Raw genomic sequence first — 17655 nt, forward strand, 5'->3', positions numbered from 1 at the left:
TCCCCGAAACGGCTGGCAGAATGGCCGTGGGCGGGGGATATGAAGGGGGGAAATTGTGCATTTTTACGAGAGTGGGTTTCGGCGTGGTAAAATTTCAAAATCACGGTGCATTTTGCGTAAATATTTGATATAATCTATCCGTATCCGTAAATATGGCGCCCACCCGTCCGGGCGGTGCGCCCATTCTATCAGACGAGGTGACAGCATATGGGGCCCATGGGCGCCATTGTTTTTCTTCCGCGGGAGGGCGACACCTCTTCGCTGATGCTGGAGGATCTCCTCTTTGACCCGGCCGCCGCGTGGCTGTCCGCCGCGCTGGAGCGCTCCGGGGTGGAGCGGTTCCTCGTGGTCTGTCACGACGACGACCGGGAGCGGGCCGGGGCCTGTTTCCCGGGAGGGACCGAGTTCGTCACCGATGGCGCCGAGGATGCCGCCGGACAGCTCACCGCCTTCCTCACCGCGCTGGAGGGGAATGTGGCGGTGTTTACCCGGCCTGTGTTCCTGGATGACCGGGGCGCGGCCCGCCTGGCCGGGGACGAGGAGCTGCCCCGGGGCGAGGACACCGGCGTGTACCGCATCTCCGCCGCGGCCCTCAAGGAGGCGGTGGAGGGCGGCGAGGACTTTGTCACCGCCGTGCGTGCCGGCAGCCATTTCGGCCTGAAGAGCGGCAGCTATGAGGGCCTGCTCCCCCTGGACGACAGCGCCCCCACCTGGGACAGCGCCCAGTATTTTGCCCGCCACGCCTCCATCGACCGGCTGCGCAGCGAGTTCATCCTTCCGCCGGTCCGGTTCGTGGACGTGGAGAACGCCTACATCGGCCCCCGCGCCACCGTGGGCGGCGGCACGGTGATCCTCCCCGGCACCATTCTCCGGGGCCGCACCAGCGTGGGCCGCTTCTGCGAGATCGGCCCCAACGCCATGATCCGGGACTGCATCGTGGGGGACCACGTGACCGTCAACGCCTCCCAGCTCAACGAGAGCACCGTGGAAGAGGGGGTCATGATCGGCCCCTTCGCCCACATCCGCCCGGGCTGCCGGGTGGGCAGGAACGTGAAGGTGGGCGACTTTGTGACCCTGAAGAACTCCACCGTGGGCGAGGGCAGCAAGATCTCCCGCCTGACCTACGTGGGCGACTGCGACGTGGGCGAGCGGGCCAACCTGGGCAGCGGCACGGTCACCGTCAACTATGACGGCACCAGCAAGTACCGCACCGTCATCGGCGACGGGGCCTTCATCGGCTGCAACACCAACCTGGTGGCCCCCGTGAAGGTGGGCGACGGCGCCTACACCGCCGCCGGCAGCACCATCACCGACGACGTGCCCGCCGACTCCCTGGCCATCGCCCGCAGCGTCCAGGTGGTCAAGAAGCAGTGGGCCGCCAAGCGGCGCAAGCGCTCCGGCCGGTAAGGGCCGGACCATAGAGCGGAATCAATCCGCGCGAGAGAGGGAACGACCGCGCCTGGCGCGGGAAAAATATAGAAACAACAAAAGAAATGAGAGGATGTAGAAGATGATCTCACACGGCAAGGACATCAAGATCTTCGCTGGCAGCTCCAACAAACCCCTGGCGGAGGCCATCTGCAAGGAAATGGGCATGGAGCTGGGCAACGCCGAGGTAGGCGCCTTCTCCGATGGGGAGAACTTTGTCTCCATCTATGAGACGGTCCGCGGCTCCGACGTATTCGTGGTTCAGTCCACCTGCGCGCCTGTGAACGACAACCTGATGGAAATGCTCATTATGATCGACGCCCTCAAGCGGGCCTCCGCCGGCCGGATCACCGCCGTGATCCCCTACTTCGGCTATGCCCGCCAGGACCGCAAGACCAAGCCCCGCGACCCCATCTCCGCCAAGCTGGTGGCCAACCTGATCACCCGCGCCGGCGCCGACCGGGTGCTGACCATGGACCTGCACGCGTCCCAGATCCAGGGCTTCTTCGACATCCCCGTGGACAACCTGCTGGGCAACCCCATCTTCACCCGCCACTTCGCCGAGCGCTTCGGCGACGACGTGGAGGGCACCATGGTGGTGTCCCCCGACGTGGGCTCCGTGGCCCGGGCCCGGGCCTTCGCCCAGAAGCTGGGCATGGGCCTGGCCATCGTGGACAAGCGCCGCCAGAAGGCCAACTCCTCCGAGGTCATGAACATCATCGGCGACGTCCGCGGCAAGCGGGTCATCCTCTTCGACGACATGGTGGACACCGGCGGGTCCCTGTGCGGCGCGGCCCAGGCCCTGGTGGAGCTGGGCGGCGCTACCGAGGTGTACGCCTGCGCCTCCCACGGCGTCCTCTCCGGCCCCGCTGTGGACCGCATCGAGAAGAGCGTCATCAAGGAGGTCATCTTCCTCGACACCGTTCCCGCCCGTTCCGGCGTGAAGTGTGATAAGATCAAGTATCTCTCCGTGGCCCACATGTTCGCCGAGGCCATTGAGCGCATCTACGAGGAAGTCTCCGTCTCCAAGCTGTTCTCCTGAGAAGCGCTGAGCCGTCGTGAGCAGGGCGGATGGACCGGAGCGAGGGCGCGAAACCGAAGGACCGCATAGCGGGCCTGTTTCAAGCCCGAGTCGGAGGGAAGCCGCCCGTCGCGAACAGGCGAAGCGTGACAAGAAACGCCAGACGGAACAGAACCAAAAACCGAATCCGGGGGCGGAGCTTTGCTCCGCCCCCTTTTAACCTGTCAAGGGAGTTCATGATTATGCTGTTTGGAAAAAAGACCGGGGGCGTGGAGTGGCTGGTGGTGTGCCTGGGCAACCCGGGGGACAAGTATGAGAACACCCGCCACAACGTGGGCTTTATGGTGGCCGACCAGCTGGCCGAACGGAAGAACATCCCCGTCCAGCGGCTCAAGTTCAAGGCCCTGACCAACACCACCCAGTTGGGCGGCGCCCAGGTGCTGCTGATGAAGCCGGTGACCTATATGAACCTGTCCGGCGAGGCGGTGCGCCAGGCCGCCGACTTCTATAAAGTGCCTCCCGAGCATGTACTGGTGGTGAGCGACGACGTGTCCCTGCCCGTGGGACGGCTGCGCATCCGCCGCAGCGGCTCCGCCGGCGGCCACAACGGCCTGAAAAATATCATCCAGCAGCTGGGCACCGACCAGTTCCCCCGGCTCAAGGTGGGGGTGGGGGAGAAGCCCCACCCGGACTACGACCTGGCCGACTGGGTGCTGGGCAAGTTCACCGGCGAGGACAAGAAGGCCATCGACGCCGCCGTCAAGCGGGCCGCCGACGCGGTGGAGTGCTATATCCAGGACGGCCCCGACAAGGCCATGAGCCGCTTCAACTGAGTTCGGGGTCTTCCCCTCATCCGCCCCAGTGTGCGCACTGGGGCGCCTTCCCCCTGGGGGGAAGGCTTTGCCGCTCCAAGCCTGATTTTTTTAGAACTGTGAGGTGTATCCCGTGAAGGAACTGGCAACCATGGTAACCGCAATCCCGGAATTCCAGCGCCTGGCCGCGGCGGTGGACGGCGGCGGCTGTCCCGCCGCGTTCACCGGAGTGTCCCCCGTCCACCGGGCCCATATGGCCGCCGGGCTGCGGCAGGCCCTGGGCCGGAGCGTGGTGGTGCTGTGCGCCGACGAGGCCGAGGCCGACCGGATGGCCCGGGACCTGGCCTTCCTGACCGGGGAGCAGGTGCGCACCCTCACCGCCCGGGAGTTCACCTTCCACCACGCGGCGGTGGTCTCCCGCCAGTGGGAGCACAGGCGGCTGTCCGTGCTGCGGGCCCTGGCGGCGGGGGAGTGCCCCCTGCTGGTGTGCACCATCGAGGGCGCCCTGGAGCGGACCATCCCCAAGACCCTGCTGACCCAGGCCTCCCAGTGCCTGCGGGTGGGGGAGAGCTACGACCTCAGCGAGCTGGCAGACACCCTCACCGCCGCCGGGTACACCCGCTGCGAGCAGGTGGAGGGCGTGGGCCAGTTCGCCCTCCGGGGCGGCATCCTGGACTTCTACTCTCCCGCTGAGGACGGCCCCATCCGGGTGGAGTTCTTCGGCGACGAGGCCGACTCCATGGGCCTGTTCGACGTGAACACCCAGCGCCGGGTGGAGAACCGGAAGAGCGCCGAGATCCTCCCGGCGGCGGAGGTGCTGCCCCAGTTCGCCCCCGGCGGGTACGCCGGGCTGCTGGAGGCCATGGACGGCCTGATCGCCAAGGCCAAGCGCCGCAAGGACGGCGCCGACCTGGTCAAGACCCTGGAGGAGGACCGGGAGCGGCTGGCGGAGAACATGTCCTTCCCGGCCCTGGACCGGTACATCGCCCTGGTGTACCCCCACATGGCCACGGCGGCGGACTACTTCCCCGAGGACGCGGTGGTGCTCTTCAGCGAGAGCCCCCGGGTGGCGGAGCGGGCCAAGAACTACCTCTGGCAGCTGACCGAGGACGCCAAGGCCCTCATGGAGGCCGGGGTGCTGGCGGGGGAGCTGACCGAGTTCGCCCGCACCTTTGAGGAGCTGTGCGGCGTGCTGGAGGAGTGGCCGGTGGCCTATCTGGACAATTTCGTGGGCGCCCAGTACCCCCGGCGGCCCCGCACCCTCATCAACCTGCTGTGCAAGCAGCTGCCCTCCTACGGCGCCAGCCTGGAGACCGCCGTCTCCGACCTGAGCCACTATCTGGGCGAAAATTTCTCCACCGTGGTGCTGGTGTCCAGCGAGCAGCGGGCCCTGAACCTCCAGGCCCTCCTGCGGGAGCAGGGGGTGAAGGCCGCGGTGGACTTCCTCCTCCACAAGCTGCCCGCCCCCGGCAAGGCGGTCATCGCCGTGGGCGGCCTGTCCGGCGGCATGGAGTACCCGGAGGCAAAATGCGCCGTCCTCACCGAGGGCCAGGCCGCCGGGGTGAAGAAGAAAAAGGTGAAGGCCGTCACCAACCGGCAGAAGCTGGGGTCTTACGCCGACCTGAGCGTGGGCGACCTGGTGGTCCACGAGCACCACGGCATCGGCCGGTACCAGGGCATGGTGAAGATGCCGGTGGACGGCATCCAGAAGGACTATGTGAAGATCGCCTACGCCGGGGCCGACGTGCTCTACGTGCCCGCCACCCAGCTGGACCTGGTGAGCAAGTATATCGGCGCGGGGGAGGACGCCCAGGAGACCAAGAAGCTGTCCAAGCTGGGGGGCGCCGACTGGGAAAAGGCCAAGACCCGGGCCAAAAAGGCGGTCAAGGACCTGGCTAAGGGCCTCATCCAGCTCTACGCCCAGCGGCAGCGCCAGCCCGGCTTCGCCTTTTCCCCCGACTCGGAGTGGATGCGGGAGTTTGAGGAGCAGTTCGAGTACACCGAGACCGACGACCAGCTCCGCTGCATCGCGGAGATCAAGGGGGACATGGAGGCCCCCCGGCCCATGGACCGGCTGCTGTGCGGCGACGTGGGCTACGGCAAGACCGAGGTGGCCTTCCGGGCCATCATGAAGTGCGTGCTGGACGGCAAGCAGGCCGCCATCCTGGTGCCCACCACCGTGCTGGCCCGGCAGCACTTCCTGTCCGCCAAGCAGCGCTTTGCCAAGTACCCGGTGGAGATCGACGTGGTGAGCCGCTTTCGCACCCCCGCCCAGATGAAGGAGACCCTCCGCCGGGTGGAGGCGGGGCAGATCGACCTGCTCATCGGCACCCACCGGCTATTCCAGAAGGACGTGAAGTTCAAGGACCTGGGACTGCTGGTCATCGACGAGGAGCAGCGCTTCGGCGTGGCCCACAAGGAGAAGCTCAAGGAGATGTCCCGCCAGGTGGACGTGCTCACTCTGTCCGCCACTCCCATCCCCCGCACCCTCAACATGGCCCTCTCGGGCATCCGGGACATGTCCACCCTGGAGGAGCCCCCCTCCGACCGGCAGCCGGTGCAGACCTACGTGCTGGAACACGACTGGGGCGTGCTCTCCGACGCCATGCGCCGGGAGCTGGAGCGGGGCGGCCAGGTCTACTACCTCCACAACCGGGTGGACACCATCACCCGTACCGCCGCCCGTATCCGGGAGATGCTGGGGGAGGACGTGACCGTGGCCGTGGCCCACGGCAAGATGAGCCAGGAGGAGCTCAACGACGTGATGACCCGCATGAGCGAGGGGGAGGTGGACGTGCTGGTGTGCACCACCATCATCGAGACAGGCATCGACATCGCCAACGCCAACACCCTCATCATCGAGGACGCGGACAAGATGGGCCTGGCCCAGCTCCACCAGATCCGGGGCCGTGTGGGCCGGTCCAGCCGCCGGGCCTACGCCTACCTCACCTTCCGCCGGGGCAAGGTGCTCAGCGAGGTGGCCTCCAAGCGGCTGGGGGCCATCCGGGAGTTCGCCGAGTTCGGCTCCGGCTTCAAGATCGCCATGCGGGACCTGGAGATCAGAGGCGCAGGCAACGTGCTGGGCCCCGAGCAGTCCGGCTTCCTCATGAGCGTGGGCTATGACCTGTACCTGAAGCTGCTGGAGGAGGCCGTGCTGGAGGAGCGGGGGGAGAAGGCCCAGATCCCCGCCGAGTGCTCCGCCGACCTGTCCGTGGCCGCCTCCATCCCCGACCGGTACGTGCCCTCCCCCGAGCAGCGGATGGACCTGTACCGCCGCATCGCCGCCATCCGCAGCGAGGAGGACGCCGACGACCTGACCGACGAGCTCATCGACCGGTACGGCGACCCGCCCCGGCCGGTGAACAACCTGATCGCCGTGGCCCTGATGCGGGCCGACGCGGCCGCCTGCGGCATCACAGAGATCTCCCAGAAGGGCCTGAGCCTGCTCTTCTACCTGGACGGGGCCGACCTGCGGCGGGTGTCCGCCCTGTGCGCCCTGGACAAGTACCGCAGCCGCCTGCTCTTCTCCGCCGGGGAGAAGCCCTACCTCTCCCTGCGCCTGAAAAAGGGGGACGACCCCCTCAAGCTGGGCCGGAAGCTGGTGGAGGAGTACGCCGCCACCGCCGCGCCCCAGGAGGAGCCCGGCACCCCGCCGGAGGCATAGGCGCGGATTTCTGCGACCGGGGGGAATCGTTCACAAAATTTTCGTTGCTGTTTTGGCCTGCTGGTGCTATGATAATAAAAGTTTCCCCATTATAAGGAGGATAAGAATGAAAGCTACCAAGAGAATCCTGGGCGCGGCGCTTTCCGGCGCCCTTCTGATTGGCGCCCTGGCCGGCTGCGCCGAGACCCCTGCCGACCCCAGTTCCAGCGTGTCCCCCTCCCCCTCGGTGAGCGCCACCCCGTCCGAGAGCCCCTCTGCCGCCCAGTTCGGCGACTTTGACCTGGAGACCCCCGACGTGACCATGGCCCTGCTGGGCATCCCCGGCGACACCACCGTCATGACCGTGGACGGCGCCGAGGTCAACGCTGAGGAGTACCTCTACTGGCTGGGCTACGCCACCGAGTACGTGGGCTACTACCAGTTCGGCGACCCCGCCGCCATCGACTGGGACATGGACACCGGCAGCGGCACCGTCACCGAGTATCTCATCAACAACGCCCGTGACCTGGCCGCCTTCAACCAGGTCATCCGCAACCAGTGCGCCGCGCGCAACATCACCCTCACCGCCGAGGAGGAGGCCGAGCTGGATCAGCAGCTGGCCGACGCGGTGGAGAGCTCCGGCGGTCAGGACGCCTTTGAGCTGGCCCTGAAGCAGGTCAACCGCACCGAGGCCGGCCTGCGGAGCATGTATACCGCCTCCAACTTCCTCTATGTGGACCTGCAGAACCAGCTGTTCCCCGCCCAGGACGCCGCCTCCCTCACCGCCGAGGAGCTGGCCCAGTGGGCGGCCGACAACGGCAAGATGCAGGTCAAGCACATCCTGTTCAAGACCGTGGACGACTCGGGCAACCCCCTCTCCGACGAGGAGATCGCCGCCGCCAAGCAGAAGGCCGAGGACACCCTGGCCCAGCTCCAGGCCAGCGACGACATGGAGAACCTGTTTGACCAGCTGATGAACGAGCTGTCCGAGGACGGCCGCTACGCCGACGGCACCCTGGGCGCCCCCGACGGCTACCTGTTCGGCGACGGCGAGATGGTCCAGGAGTTCGAGGACGCCGCCAAGGCCCTGAAGGAGCACGAGCTCAGCGGCATTGTGGAGACCGACTACGGCTACCACATCCTGCTCCGCCTGCCCGTGGACACCGAGATGGCCCGTGAGGCCTGGGCCGAGGAGCAGAGCACCAACATCAGCAACCAGATGAACGAGCAGATGACCACCTGGATGGACGAGGCGGACATCCAGACCAACGACACCTTTGCCTCCATCGACCCCAAGGACTACTATGAGCGCCTGGCCGCCTACCGGGAGCAGCTGGACGCCGCCAACAGCGCCGCTGAGGGCGAGAGCGACGGCGCCGCCACCGCGGAGCCCTCTGCCAGCCCTGCCGCTGAGGGCGAGAACGACGGTTCCGCCACCAAGGAGCCCTCCGCCAGCCCTGCCGCCGAGGGCTGAGCCCCGGCGCGGCCATACCATACGTCGCAGTATTTTCCACCTGTCAGCGCCCGCTGCCTGACACATTGCGCGGAGACCTGCTCCTGCCAGCAGGCCTCCGCGTTTTTTTACATCCCCGGCAGCGCCGGCAGATGAAATTTTCCCCTCACAGGCCCCACGGTACTTTGGAATCTGTTGTTTCATGAATAAGAAGCTATGGTTTGTTCACAAACTCCATTGTTTCAGGATAAATGAACAATAGATGAAAAAGTGGAGGAACATCCCATGTATGACGAGAAGGAGCGCTTCAACCAGGAGTTCGGCCGGCGGTGCCGCCTGGCCCGCGGGGACCGCCGGGCGGAGGACGTGGCGGAGCAGGCGGGCATTACGCCCCAGTTCCTCTCTTCGGTGGAGCGGGGGAAGAAGGGCATGACGGGGATGAACATCGCCAATCTGGCCCGGGCCCTCAACGTCACCGCAGACTACCTGCTCTACGGCCGCACCGACGCCGACGCGGCCTGGGTGGGCATCGCCGAGCATCTGGCCTCCCTGACCCCCGCCATGCGGGACATGGCGGCCGAGATGCTGGGCACCATGCTGGCCATGCTGGAGGCGGGCAGGCCGGAATAAGGACCGCCGCGGCGGGAGGAGGAGAACCGCGTGAAGGGCATTCGCATACTGCTTGTGGACGACAACCCGTCCGCCCGGGCGCTGCTGGCCGCCTTTGTGAACAATACCCCCGGCCTGGAGCTGTGCGGCGAGGCGGGGGACGGCTGGCAGGGGCTGGAGCTGACCGCCCGCCTGCGGCCCGACCTGGTGCTGCTGGACCTCATCATGCCCGGCCTGGACGGCATCGGGTTCCTGGAGGGCCTGGGCGGCCTGCCCGGCGGGGGGAAGCCCCGCGTGATCATCCTCTCCGGCGTGAGCGCCGACGCCTACGTGCAGCACAGCTGCCGCCTGGGGGCGGACTACTATCTGGTCAAGCCGGTGGACCTGCACCAGCTGGCCCGGCGCATCAGCGCCCTGTTTCCCGACGGGGAGCACCCGGAGGACAGCGGCCCCGCCGACTTCCTGCTGCTGCGGCTGGGGGCGGACAGCCGCCTGGAGGGCTACGGCCAGCTCGCCTACGCCCTGGAGCTGGTGTCGGGCTGCGGCAGGGCCATGCGGATGAAGGAGATCTACCTGTCCACGGCGGAGGCCTTCCGCACCACCGCCGCCTGCGTGGAGAAAAACCTGCGCACCGTCATCCGGGGCATGCATGCCGGGGCCAGCCCCTACTATGTCCGGGTCTTCGGCCCGGCGGACGGCGCAAAGCCCCCGGACAACAGCACCTTCCTCCGCCGGGCGGCGGAGGAGCTGGCGGAAAAAGAGCGATAGAGCGCCTGAGGGCCTGGAGAGATGTCTCCGGGCCCTCTTCTTTTTGTCATACGCGGCGTTTCCCCGCATAGATTGAAGCAGAGGCCCGTCCCCACACCCCAAAGGCGGACGGGCCCAATGCGCAGGAGAAGAAAAGGGGAGACGTGTATGAGCGCATGGCACAGCAAAACCGCCGCCCAGGTCCTCTCAGAGCTGGACACCAGCCGGGACAGGGGCCTGACCGGGACGGAGGCGGAGGACAGGCTGGGGCGGTACGGCCCCAACGTGCTGGAGGAGCGGAAGCGGCCCGGGCTGCCGGTGCGGTTCCTGGCCCAGCTGAAGGACCCCATGATATTGGTGCTGCTGGGGGCGGCGGGGCTGTCCCTGTGGGCCGGGGGCGGGGAGGACTGGGTGGACGCGGTGATCATCCTGGTCATCGTGCTGGTCAACGCCTGCATCTCCATCGCCCAGGAGAACAGCGCCGAGAAGGCCCTGGAGGCCCTGCGGAACATGTCCGCCCCCATGGCCCGGGTGGTGCGGGACGGGGGCCAGCGCCGGGTGGAGGCGGCCAGGCTGGTGCCCGGGGACATCATTCTGGTGGAGGCGGGGGACATGGTGCCCGCCGACGCCCGCATCCTGGACAGCGCCGGGCTCAAGGCCGACGAGAGCGCCATGACCGGCGAGTCCCTGCCCAGCGGCAAGGCCCCCGCCGACGGCCTGGCGGAAAACCTGCCCCTGGGGGACCGGCACAACATGCTCCTGTCCTCCACCGTCATCACCAACGGCAGGGCAAAGGCGGTGGTCACCGCCACCGGCATGGACACCGAGGTGGGCCGCATCGCCGGCATGATCCTGGACAGCGGGGAGGGGGAGACCCCCCTCCAGCGGAAGATGGCGGAGATCTCCAAGACCCTGTCTTTCGCCTGCCTGTGCGTGTGCGGCGTGCTCTTCGGGGTGGGGATGCTGCTCCACAAGGGCATTCTGGACATGTTCCTCACCGCCGTGGCCCTGGCGGTGGCCGCCATCCCCGAGGGCCTGCCCGCCATCGTCACCATCGTGCTGGCCCTGGGGGTACAGCGGATGGCAAAGCGGGGGGCCATCGTCAAGAAGCTGCCCGCCGTGGAGACCCTGGGCTGCGCCGGGGTCATCTGCTCGGACAAGACGGGCACCCTCACCCAGAACAGGATGACCGTCACCCAGGTGTGGACGCCCCGGGGCGGGGACCGGGCGACTGTCCTCACCGTGGGCAGCCTGTGCTCCGACGCCGCCCTGGCCCGGGACAAGGGCCGCCGCCGGGCGGTGGGGGACCCCACCGAGGCCGCCGTGGTGGAGGCCGCTTTGAAAGAGGGCCTGGACAAGGACGACCTGGAAAAGGACTGGCCCCGCCGGGGCGAGGTACCCTTTGACTCCGACCGCAAGCGGATGAGCACCGTCCACCGCCGGCCCGACGGGGGGTTCCGGGTGTGCGTCAAGGGGGCCCCCGACGTGCTGCTGTCCCTGTGCCGCCGCCTGCCCGGCGGCGCGCCCCTCACCGACGGCCTCCGCCGGGACATCTCCGCCCGCAACGCCGACATGGCCGCCCGGGCCCTGCGGGTGCTGGGGGTGGCCTACAAGGACCTGGAGATGCTGCCCCGTGCCCTGGACAGCGCCACCCTAGAGCAAGACCTGACCTTTGCCGGGCTGGTGGGCATGATGGACCCGCCCCGGCCCGAGGTGAAGGAGGCGGTGGAGCAGTGCCACGCCGCGGGCATCCGGCCGGTGATGATCACCGGCGACCACAAGCTCACCGCCGTGGCCGTGGCCAGGGAGCTGGACATCTTCCGCCCCGGGGACCTGGCCATCACCGGCGCCGACCTGGACTTCATGCCCCAGGAAATGCTGGAGCAGGAGGTGGAGAAATTCGCCGTCTACGCCCGGGTGTCCCCGGAGCACAAGATGCGCATCGTGAAGGCCTGGAAGGCCAGGGGCAAGGTAGTGGCCATGACCGGCGACGGCGTCAACGACGCCCCCGCCCTCAAGGCCGCCGACATCGGCTGCGCCATGGGCGTGGCGGGCACCGACGTGGCCAAGGGCGCCAGCGACATGATCCTCACCGACGACAACTTCGCCACCATCGTCTCGGCGGTGGAGCAGGGGAGGGGCATCTACGCCAACATCAAGAAGGCCATCCACTACCTGCTCTCCTGCAATATCGGCGAGATGCTCACCATCTTCCTGGCCACCGCCCTGGATTTCCGCCAGATGCCCCTGGTGCCGGTGCAGCTGCTGTGGCTCAACCTGGTCACCGACTCCCTGCCCGCCCTGGCCCTGGGGGTGGAGCCGGTGGAGAAGAACGTGATGGAGCACAGGCCCAGGGACGCGGGGGAGAAGCTCTTCGCCGGGGGATTTGCCTGGCGGCTGTGCTGGCAGGGGTGCATGGTGGGCCTGCTCACCCTGTGCGCCTTCTTCCTGGGGCAGTACGTCCTGCCCGGCCCGGCCGACCCCGCCGCCGCCGCCAACACCATGGCCTTTGCCACCCTGACCATCTGCCAGCTCTTCCACGCCTTCGACGTGCGCAGCGAGGAGGAGAGCCTGCTGCGCATCGGCCTGTTCTCCAATAAGGCCATGAACAGGGCCTTCCTGGTGGGCATGGCCATGCAGATGGCCGTGCTGTGCCTGCCGCCCCTCCAGGCCGTGTTCTCCACCGTACCCCTCAGCGGGGCGCAGTGGGGGGCCGTCCTGGGACTGGCCGCTGCACCGCTGGTTGTGTGCGAGCTGACCAAGGCCCTGGGCCGCTGGGGGAGGAAAAAGGCGGACTGAGGGTCGTGAGCCTGATCTGTCTGGCCGCACCCCATAGGCTTCCCCCTGGGGGGAAGCTGTCACGCGAAGCGTGACTGATGAGGGGTACTGCGGAAATCACCGGTAACGCTCCCCTCATCCGTCATTTGCTGCGCAAATGCCACCTTCCCCCGGGGGGAAGGCTTAGGACACACCCCGCATTCCCCCGGGGGAAGGCATAAAAAACGGGCCCGCGGCGTCTGCCGCGGGCCCGCTGTGCATATGGAATTACTCCTTCACTTCCCGGATCAGGATGAAGGGGGTGAGCTGGCGGTCCTGGCCGGCGGGGTTGTCCCGGATCAGGTCCAGCAGCTCCTCGTCGGACTGCTTGAGCTGGGAGCAGCGGCCCAGCAGCTCCACGTTCAGGTCGTTGGCGTCCACGATCATCATCACCACGCCGGTCTTCTCAAAAACCTCGTCGCACACGCCGTTGGGATTTTCGGGCACCCGGACGCCCATGTGCTCATACTCGGGGATGTCGTGGCCGTAGAAGCCGTCCAGGCCGGACACCTCGGTGCCCAGAATATCGTAGAAGGTACCGTGGATGCCACGCAGCTTGTCGATGGCGGCCCGGAAGGCGGCCCAGAGCACCTTGGGCAGGCCGCAGATGTTGATGGCGAACTGCATCTTCACCGGCAGGCCCATTCCGGGGCCGGCGGAGGTCTGGTGCACAAAGCGGCTGAGGACCTTGGCCCAGAAGCCGGGCTTCACCTCGTCCTCGGTGACGATCCGCTTCTGGCACATGGCGATGACCTTCTCGCTGGAGGACAGGATGTCCCCGGGCTGGTAGACGGGCAGCACATACTTTTCGATCAGGTCCAGATAGCTCTCGCCCACCTGGACAAAATGGGTCTGGATGGCGTGGCGGGCCCAGGTCTTGCCCATGGCCTGGATGGTGACGCTCTTGCCCTCGTTCGCTTTAAATTCCATAGTAAAAAGCCTCTCATTTTATATGTCGATTTTGATTTCCCCCATATTATACCCACGCCTTACCAAAAAGGCAACAAAAAGAACGCGTGCCGCGCATATCCGCCGCCGCCGGGGACATACTGAACGGGAGACAGGAGAGGAGGAATCCACCCATGAAGCTGTTCGGACCCCAGACGGACGGAATCCCGCCCCATCCCAGGCAGGAGCCCAGAGTGGACGGCCCTCTGACCGTGGACACCATGCGGCGGGCGTTTGCCGACTGCGTGGACTTTGCCGTCCGGGAGGCCGACCTGGCCGGGGACCCGGAGAAGCACGTGACCATGTGCTACATCGGGGGCATGGTGAAGCTGGAGCGGGCCAGCGAGTACATTCTCCGCCCTCTGGCCCAGGACAGCACCCTGCGGGACGCCCCGCCGGAGGAGGCCTGGCGGAAGATGGCCGGGGGCGCCCTCTACAATTTAATGGTGGAGCAGCGCACCACCGCCGACCAGGCCGCCCTGGACCTCATCAACGGCAACCTGATCCTCTTTTTCCCCGGCGCCCCCGCCGCCCTCTCCTTTTATATGGCCACCGAGGACAAGCGGGGGGTCAGCGCCCCGGACAACGAGCCCTCCATCAAGGGGGCCCGGGACGCCTTTGTGGAGAACCTGCGCAGCAACACCAGCCTGGTGCGCCGCCACCTCCGGGCCCCCGAGCTGAAGATTAGGGAGAAGATCGTGGGGCGGCAGTCCCTCACCCCGGTGGACATCCTGTGGCTGGACAACATCGCCGACCAGGACCTGGTACGCCGGGTGGAGGAGCGGGTGGCCGCCATCGACATCGACGCCCTGCTCTCCACCGGCAATCTGGAGGAGTATATCGTGGACGACACCTCCACCGCCTTCCCCCTGATGCTCTACACCGAGCGGCCCGACCGCTTCTGCGCCGGGCTGGCCCAGGGGCGGGTGGGCATTCTGATGGAGGGCCTGCCCCTGGGCTACCTCTGCCCCGGCACGGCGGGGGAGTTCCTCCGGGCCCCTCAGGACAAGTCCAACAACTGGATGACCGCCAGCGTCCTCACCCTGCTGCGGTGCCTGTGCATCTTCGGCACCCTGCTGCTGCCCGCCGTGTATATCGCCATGGTCAACTTCCACCAGGAGATGATCCCCACCCGGCTGGCCCTGGCCATCATCGCCGCCAAGCGGGACGTACCCTTCACCACCGTGTTCGAGGTGCTCCTCATGCTGGTGGCCTTTGAGATCCTCCAGGAGGCCGGACTGCGGCTGCCCCCCTCCATCGGCCAGACCGTGTCCATCATCGGCGGCCTGGTGGTGGGCACCGCCGCCGTGGAGGCCAAGATCGTCTCCCCGGCGGTGCTCATCGTGGTGGCCGCCGCCGGCATCGCCGGGTACACCATGCCCAGCCAGGAGTTCGCCGCCGCCCTGCGGCTGTGGCGCTTCCTGCTGGCCCTGCTGGCGGGCTGGGCCGGGCTGTTCGGCGTGGTGGTGGGGGCGGCGGTGCTTATCCTCCGTCTGGCCCGGCTGGAGAGCTTCGGCGTGGCCTATCTCACCCCCTTCTCCGCCGGGGGCCAGTCCGGGCTGGACGGCGTGCTCCGCCTGCCCCTGCCCTGGGTCAAGCTGCGGCAGGCCGGGCTCTACACCAAAAACAGGAGGAATCAGGCGTGAGACGGGTGTTTGCTGCAATGACCCTGGCCGCACTGTGCCTCTCCCTCACCGGCTGCGGCGGCCAGAGCTGGCTGCCCGAGGGGCGGGAGCTGGAGAACATGGCCCTCATCCGCACTCTGGGGGTGGATAAGGCGGAGGAGGGGGTGATGGTCACCGCCGCCTCCGCCGAGCAGAGCGGCGGCGAGCAGCCCGCCCTGGTGTACTCCCACACCGCGGGCACGGTCAGCGCCGCCTGCCTGGCCATGCAGTCCCTGGGCAGCGCCTACCTCTTTTACGGCCACGTGGGCCAGCTGCTCTCCGGGGAGGAGCTGGCCGCCGCCGGGCTGGAGGAGGCCCTGGGCTATCTGGAGCGGGACATTGAGATGCGGCTGGACACCGAGTTCTACGTGGTGCGGGGCGGGAAGGCCTCCGACGCCATCGCCGCCCTGTCAGAATCGGGCACCTCAGCTTCCGAGCGGCTGGAGTCCATGGCAGAGGACGCCGGGCTGATGGCCGCCTCCATGCCTCGCACCGTGCGGGAGCTGCTCTCCGACACGGCCCGGTGCGGCGCCACCTTTGCCCCCGCCCTCACCCTGACGGGGGAGGAGGGGGACTACGACCTGGCCGCCGACGGCTATGCCCTGCTGAAGGACAGCGCCCTCATCGGCTTTGCCGATGGCGACGCGGCCCTGGGGGTCAACCTGCTGCTGGGCCGGGTGGAGGCGGACGTGGTGGAGTGCCCCGCGGAGGGGGGCACGGCGGCCCTGCGGGTGGTGGGGGCCCAGACCAAAATCAGCCCTGCCTTTGAAAACGGCGCCCTCACCGGCCTGACGGTGAAGTGCGCCGTGGACGCCAGCGTGGCCCAGGGACCGGAGGGGCTGGACCTGGAGCACAGCCCGGAGAAACAGCGGGCTCTGGAGAACGCCCTGGCCGAGCGGGAGCGGGAGCGGATCGTGGCCGCCCTCACCCTGTTCCAGACCCTGGATGCCGACTGTCTGGACCTGTGCCGCAAGGCGGGCATGTCCGCCCCCTGGCGCTGGGCCGCCCTTCAGGACCAGTGGGGGGAGGCCTTTTCCACCCTGCCCATCCGGGTGGAGGTCACCGCCAGCATCCGGCGGGGCTACGATGTGAAATAAAGAGGTGAAGCACATTGTCTGAGACGCCCATCGCCATGCGCCAGCTGCTCTCCGTCATCTTTGCCGCGCTGCTGTCCCCCGCCATCCGGGTGCTGCCCGGCGGCGTGGCCCAGGCGGCAGGGGAGGCCGGGTGGCTCGCGCCGCTGCTGGCCCTGCCCATTGCCCTGGCCCTGTGCTGGGTACTGTTCAAGCTGCTGGCCCCTTTCCCCCCGGGCACCGGTCTGGCCGAGGCCTGCCCCCTGGTGCTGGGAAAGACCGGGGGAAAGCTGGTATTGTCCCTGTGCCTGCTGTGGGGCCTGCTCCAGCTCAGCGTCACCGTGCGCATGTGCGGCCAGCGCTTCCTCATCACCGGCTACCGCAACCGGCCGGTCCTCTTCTATATGATTGTGCTGCTGGCGGTGGCCCTGTGGATGGCCAGGGGCAAGCTGGCCGCCTTCGGCCGGGCCGGAGAGGTGTTCCACGCCATCCTGGCCGTCACCCTGGGCGTTGTGCTGCTGCTGGCCGCCTTCCGCATGGAGCCGGAGAACCTGCTTCCCATCTGGGTGGAGGATCTGCCCGCCGCAGGGGCCGCCGTGGTGCCCGTACTGTCCCTGCTGGGGTATGCCGTCCCCGGGGCCTTTCTGGCGGGCTGCCTGAAGCGGGAGGACAAGGACCGCTCCAGGGCCCTCCGGTGGACGGCATGGCTGTGCCTTCTGCTGTCCGTGCTGCTGCTGGTGGCCCTGGGCTGCCTGGGCCCCGACCTGATCTCCCGGGTGGAGCAGCCCTTCTTTGTCATGGTCAAAGGGATCGGGGTGCGGGGAGCCTTCCAGCGGGTGGAGTCTGTGGTCATGGCCCTGTGGGTCCTCTCCGACCTGATGCTCATCGGCATGCTGGTTCTGGCCGCCTGCGCCGTGTCCAAGGTGCTCTTCGGCCTGAAGCGGGCCCAGTCCGCCGCCCTGCCTGTGACGGCGGTGGCGCTGGCGGGCAGCATCTTCCTCTTCCACGACGCCTTTGCCGTGGAGCGCTTTGCCGACGGGGCCCTTACCGCCGGCAATCTGGCCTTTGGCCTGGGCTTGCCCCTTTTTCTGTTGGCGGTTCGTAAAATGCGGGGAAAGAGGGTGTAAAAAGCACCTAGATATAGTGTGCGAACACTTGCCCAGTGGGCAGATATTGTTGGAAACGAGAAAATTGAAAAAAGTGAAAAGAAAAAGCGGAAAAACTGTTGACAAGCCGTGTTTTATCTGGTATATTATCTAAGCGCTCGCGGGGAACACCCCTTGAAGAGGCCAAAAGTTTTCTTTGATTCAGCCTGACGGCTCGAAAAAAGAAAATGAAAAAACCTCTTGACAAACCGGGCCGGACATGATATCATATAAAAGTTCGCTGCGAGAGCGGTGAGCGGCTGGATGAGAGTTCTGGATTTGAACTTATGGAGCT

12 protein-coding genes are annotated in these 17655 nt (G+C 67.2%); 11 read left to right on the plus strand and 1 reads right to left on the minus strand.

The genetic code is table 11. From position 1 onward, the window contains the following. Window positions 1–207 precede the first annotated feature (207 nt). From WMO64_RS14615 to WMO64_RS14650, 8 genes are all read left to right on the plus strand, one after another. Complete coding sequence (locus tag WMO64_RS14615) at window positions 208–1407, plus strand: DapH/DapD/GlmU-related protein (RefSeq protein ID WP_349232435.1); 1200 nt, start codon at window positions 208–210, stop codon at window positions 1405–1407. A 103-nt stretch (window positions 1408–1510) separates the two neighbouring features. Beyond that, a complete protein-coding gene (locus WMO64_RS14620; protein ID WP_294521761.1) occupies window positions 1511–2470 on the plus strand; it encodes a ribose-phosphate pyrophosphokinase in 960 nt (319 codons plus the stop codon). A 221-nt stretch (window positions 2471–2691) separates the two neighbouring features. Beyond that, on the plus strand, window positions 2692–3282 hold the full coding sequence (pth, locus tag WMO64_RS14625; RefSeq protein ID WP_349232436.1) for an aminoacyl-tRNA hydrolase: 591 nt from the start codon (window positions 2692–2694) through the stop codon (window positions 3280–3282). A 130-nt stretch (window positions 3283–3412) separates the two neighbouring features. Beyond that, the gene (gene mfd, locus WMO64_RS14630; protein WP_435412076.1) at window positions 3413–6925 is read left to right on the plus strand and encodes a transcription-repair coupling factor; all 3513 of its coding nucleotides are present in this window, start codon (window positions 3413–3415) and stop codon (window positions 6923–6925) included. A 106-nt stretch (window positions 6926–7031) separates the two neighbouring features. Next, complete coding sequence (locus WMO64_RS14635) at window positions 7032–8378, plus strand: peptidylprolyl isomerase (protein WP_349232438.1); 1347 nt, start codon at window positions 7032–7034, stop codon at window positions 8376–8378. Window positions 8379–8642: 264 nt separating this feature from the next. Then, the gene (locus tag WMO64_RS14640; protein ID WP_294522706.1) at window positions 8643–8987 is read left to right on the plus strand and encodes a helix-turn-helix domain-containing protein; all 345 of its coding nucleotides are present in this window, start codon (window positions 8643–8645) and stop codon (window positions 8985–8987) included. A 30-nt stretch (window positions 8988–9017) separates the two neighbouring features. Further along, window positions 9018–9734 (plus strand): response regulator, encoded by a 717-nt coding sequence (locus tag WMO64_RS14645; protein WP_294522708.1) that lies wholly within the window; start codon window positions 9018–9020, stop codon window positions 9732–9734. A 147-nt stretch (window positions 9735–9881) separates the two neighbouring features. Then, entirely contained in the window at window positions 9882–12512 is a 2631-nt protein-coding gene (locus tag WMO64_RS14650; protein WP_349232439.1) for a calcium-translocating P-type ATPase, PMCA-type, read from the plus strand. Between the two features lie 246 nt (window positions 12513–12758). Here the strand turns inward: WMO64_RS14650 and WMO64_RS14655 are convergent, their stop codons facing one another. After that, window positions 12759–13460: a F420-0--gamma-glutamyl ligase gene (locus tag WMO64_RS14655; protein ID WP_349232440.1), complete on the minus strand. Its 702-nt coding sequence runs from the start codon at window positions 13458–13460 to the stop codon at window positions 12759–12761. Between the two features lie 152 nt (window positions 13461–13612). On the opposite strand from WMO64_RS14655, the gene WMO64_RS14660 reads away from it, so the two are divergent. Genes WMO64_RS14660 through WMO64_RS14670 form a run of 3 tightly spaced genes read left to right on the plus strand, consistent with a single transcriptional unit; the run spans window position 13613 to window position 17342 of the window. Beyond that, entirely contained in the window at window positions 13613–15124 is a 1512-nt protein-coding gene (locus tag WMO64_RS14660; RefSeq protein ID WP_349232441.1) for a spore germination protein, read from the plus strand. After that, window positions 15121–16239: a Ger(x)C family spore germination protein gene (locus tag WMO64_RS14665; protein ID WP_349232442.1), complete on the plus strand. Its 1119-nt coding sequence runs from the start codon at window positions 15121–15123 to the stop codon at window positions 16237–16239. Before WMO64_RS14660 ends, WMO64_RS14665 begins: the two co-directional genes overlap by 4 nt. Window positions 16240–16253: 14 nt before the next feature. After that, entirely contained in the window at window positions 16254–17342 is a 1089-nt protein-coding gene (locus WMO64_RS14670) for a GerAB/ArcD/ProY family transporter (protein WP_349232443.1), read from the plus strand. Window positions 17343–17655 lie beyond the last annotated feature (313 nt).

This window comes from Pseudoflavonifractor intestinihominis (genome assembly GCF_040096055.1).
In the GTDB taxonomy this organism is placed as follows: domain Bacteria; phylum Bacillota; class Clostridia; order Oscillospirales; family Oscillospiraceae; genus Pseudoflavonifractor; species Pseudoflavonifractor intestinihominis.

Excerpts from the sequence above, each read along its gene's own strand:
- WMO64_RS14650 (WP_349232439.1), top strand. The coding sequence starts at position 9,882 with ATGAGCGCATGGCACAGCAAAACCGCCGCCCAGGTCCTCTCAGAGCTG.
- WMO64_RS14660 (WP_349232441.1), top strand. The coding sequence starts at position 13,613 with ATGAAGCTGTTCGGACCCCAGACGGACGGAATCCCGCCCCATCCCAGG.
- WMO64_RS14640 (WP_294522706.1), top strand. The coding sequence starts at position 8,643 with ATGTATGACGAGAAGGAGCGCTTCAACCAGGAGTTCGGCCGGCGGTGC.
- WMO64_RS14635 (WP_349232438.1), top strand. The coding sequence starts at position 7,032 with ATGAAAGCTACCAAGAGAATCCTGGGCGCGGCGCTTTCCGGCGCCCTT.
- pth (WP_349232436.1), top strand. The coding sequence starts at position 2,692 with ATGCTGTTTGGAAAAAAGACCGGGGGCGTGGAGTGGCTGGTGGTGTGC.
- mfd (WP_435412076.1), top strand. The coding sequence starts at position 3,413 with ATGGTAACCGCAATCCCGGAATTCCAGCGCCTGGCCGCGGCGGTGGAC.
- WMO64_RS14655 (WP_349232440.1), bottom strand. The coding sequence starts at position 13,460 with ATGGAATTTAAAGCGAACGAGGGCAAGAGCGTCACCATCCAGGCCATG.
- WMO64_RS14620 (WP_294521761.1), top strand. The coding sequence starts at position 1,511 with ATGATCTCACACGGCAAGGACATCAAGATCTTCGCTGGCAGCTCCAAC.
- WMO64_RS14615 (WP_349232435.1), top strand. The coding sequence starts at position 208 with ATGGGGCCCATGGGCGCCATTGTTTTTCTTCCGCGGGAGGGCGACACC.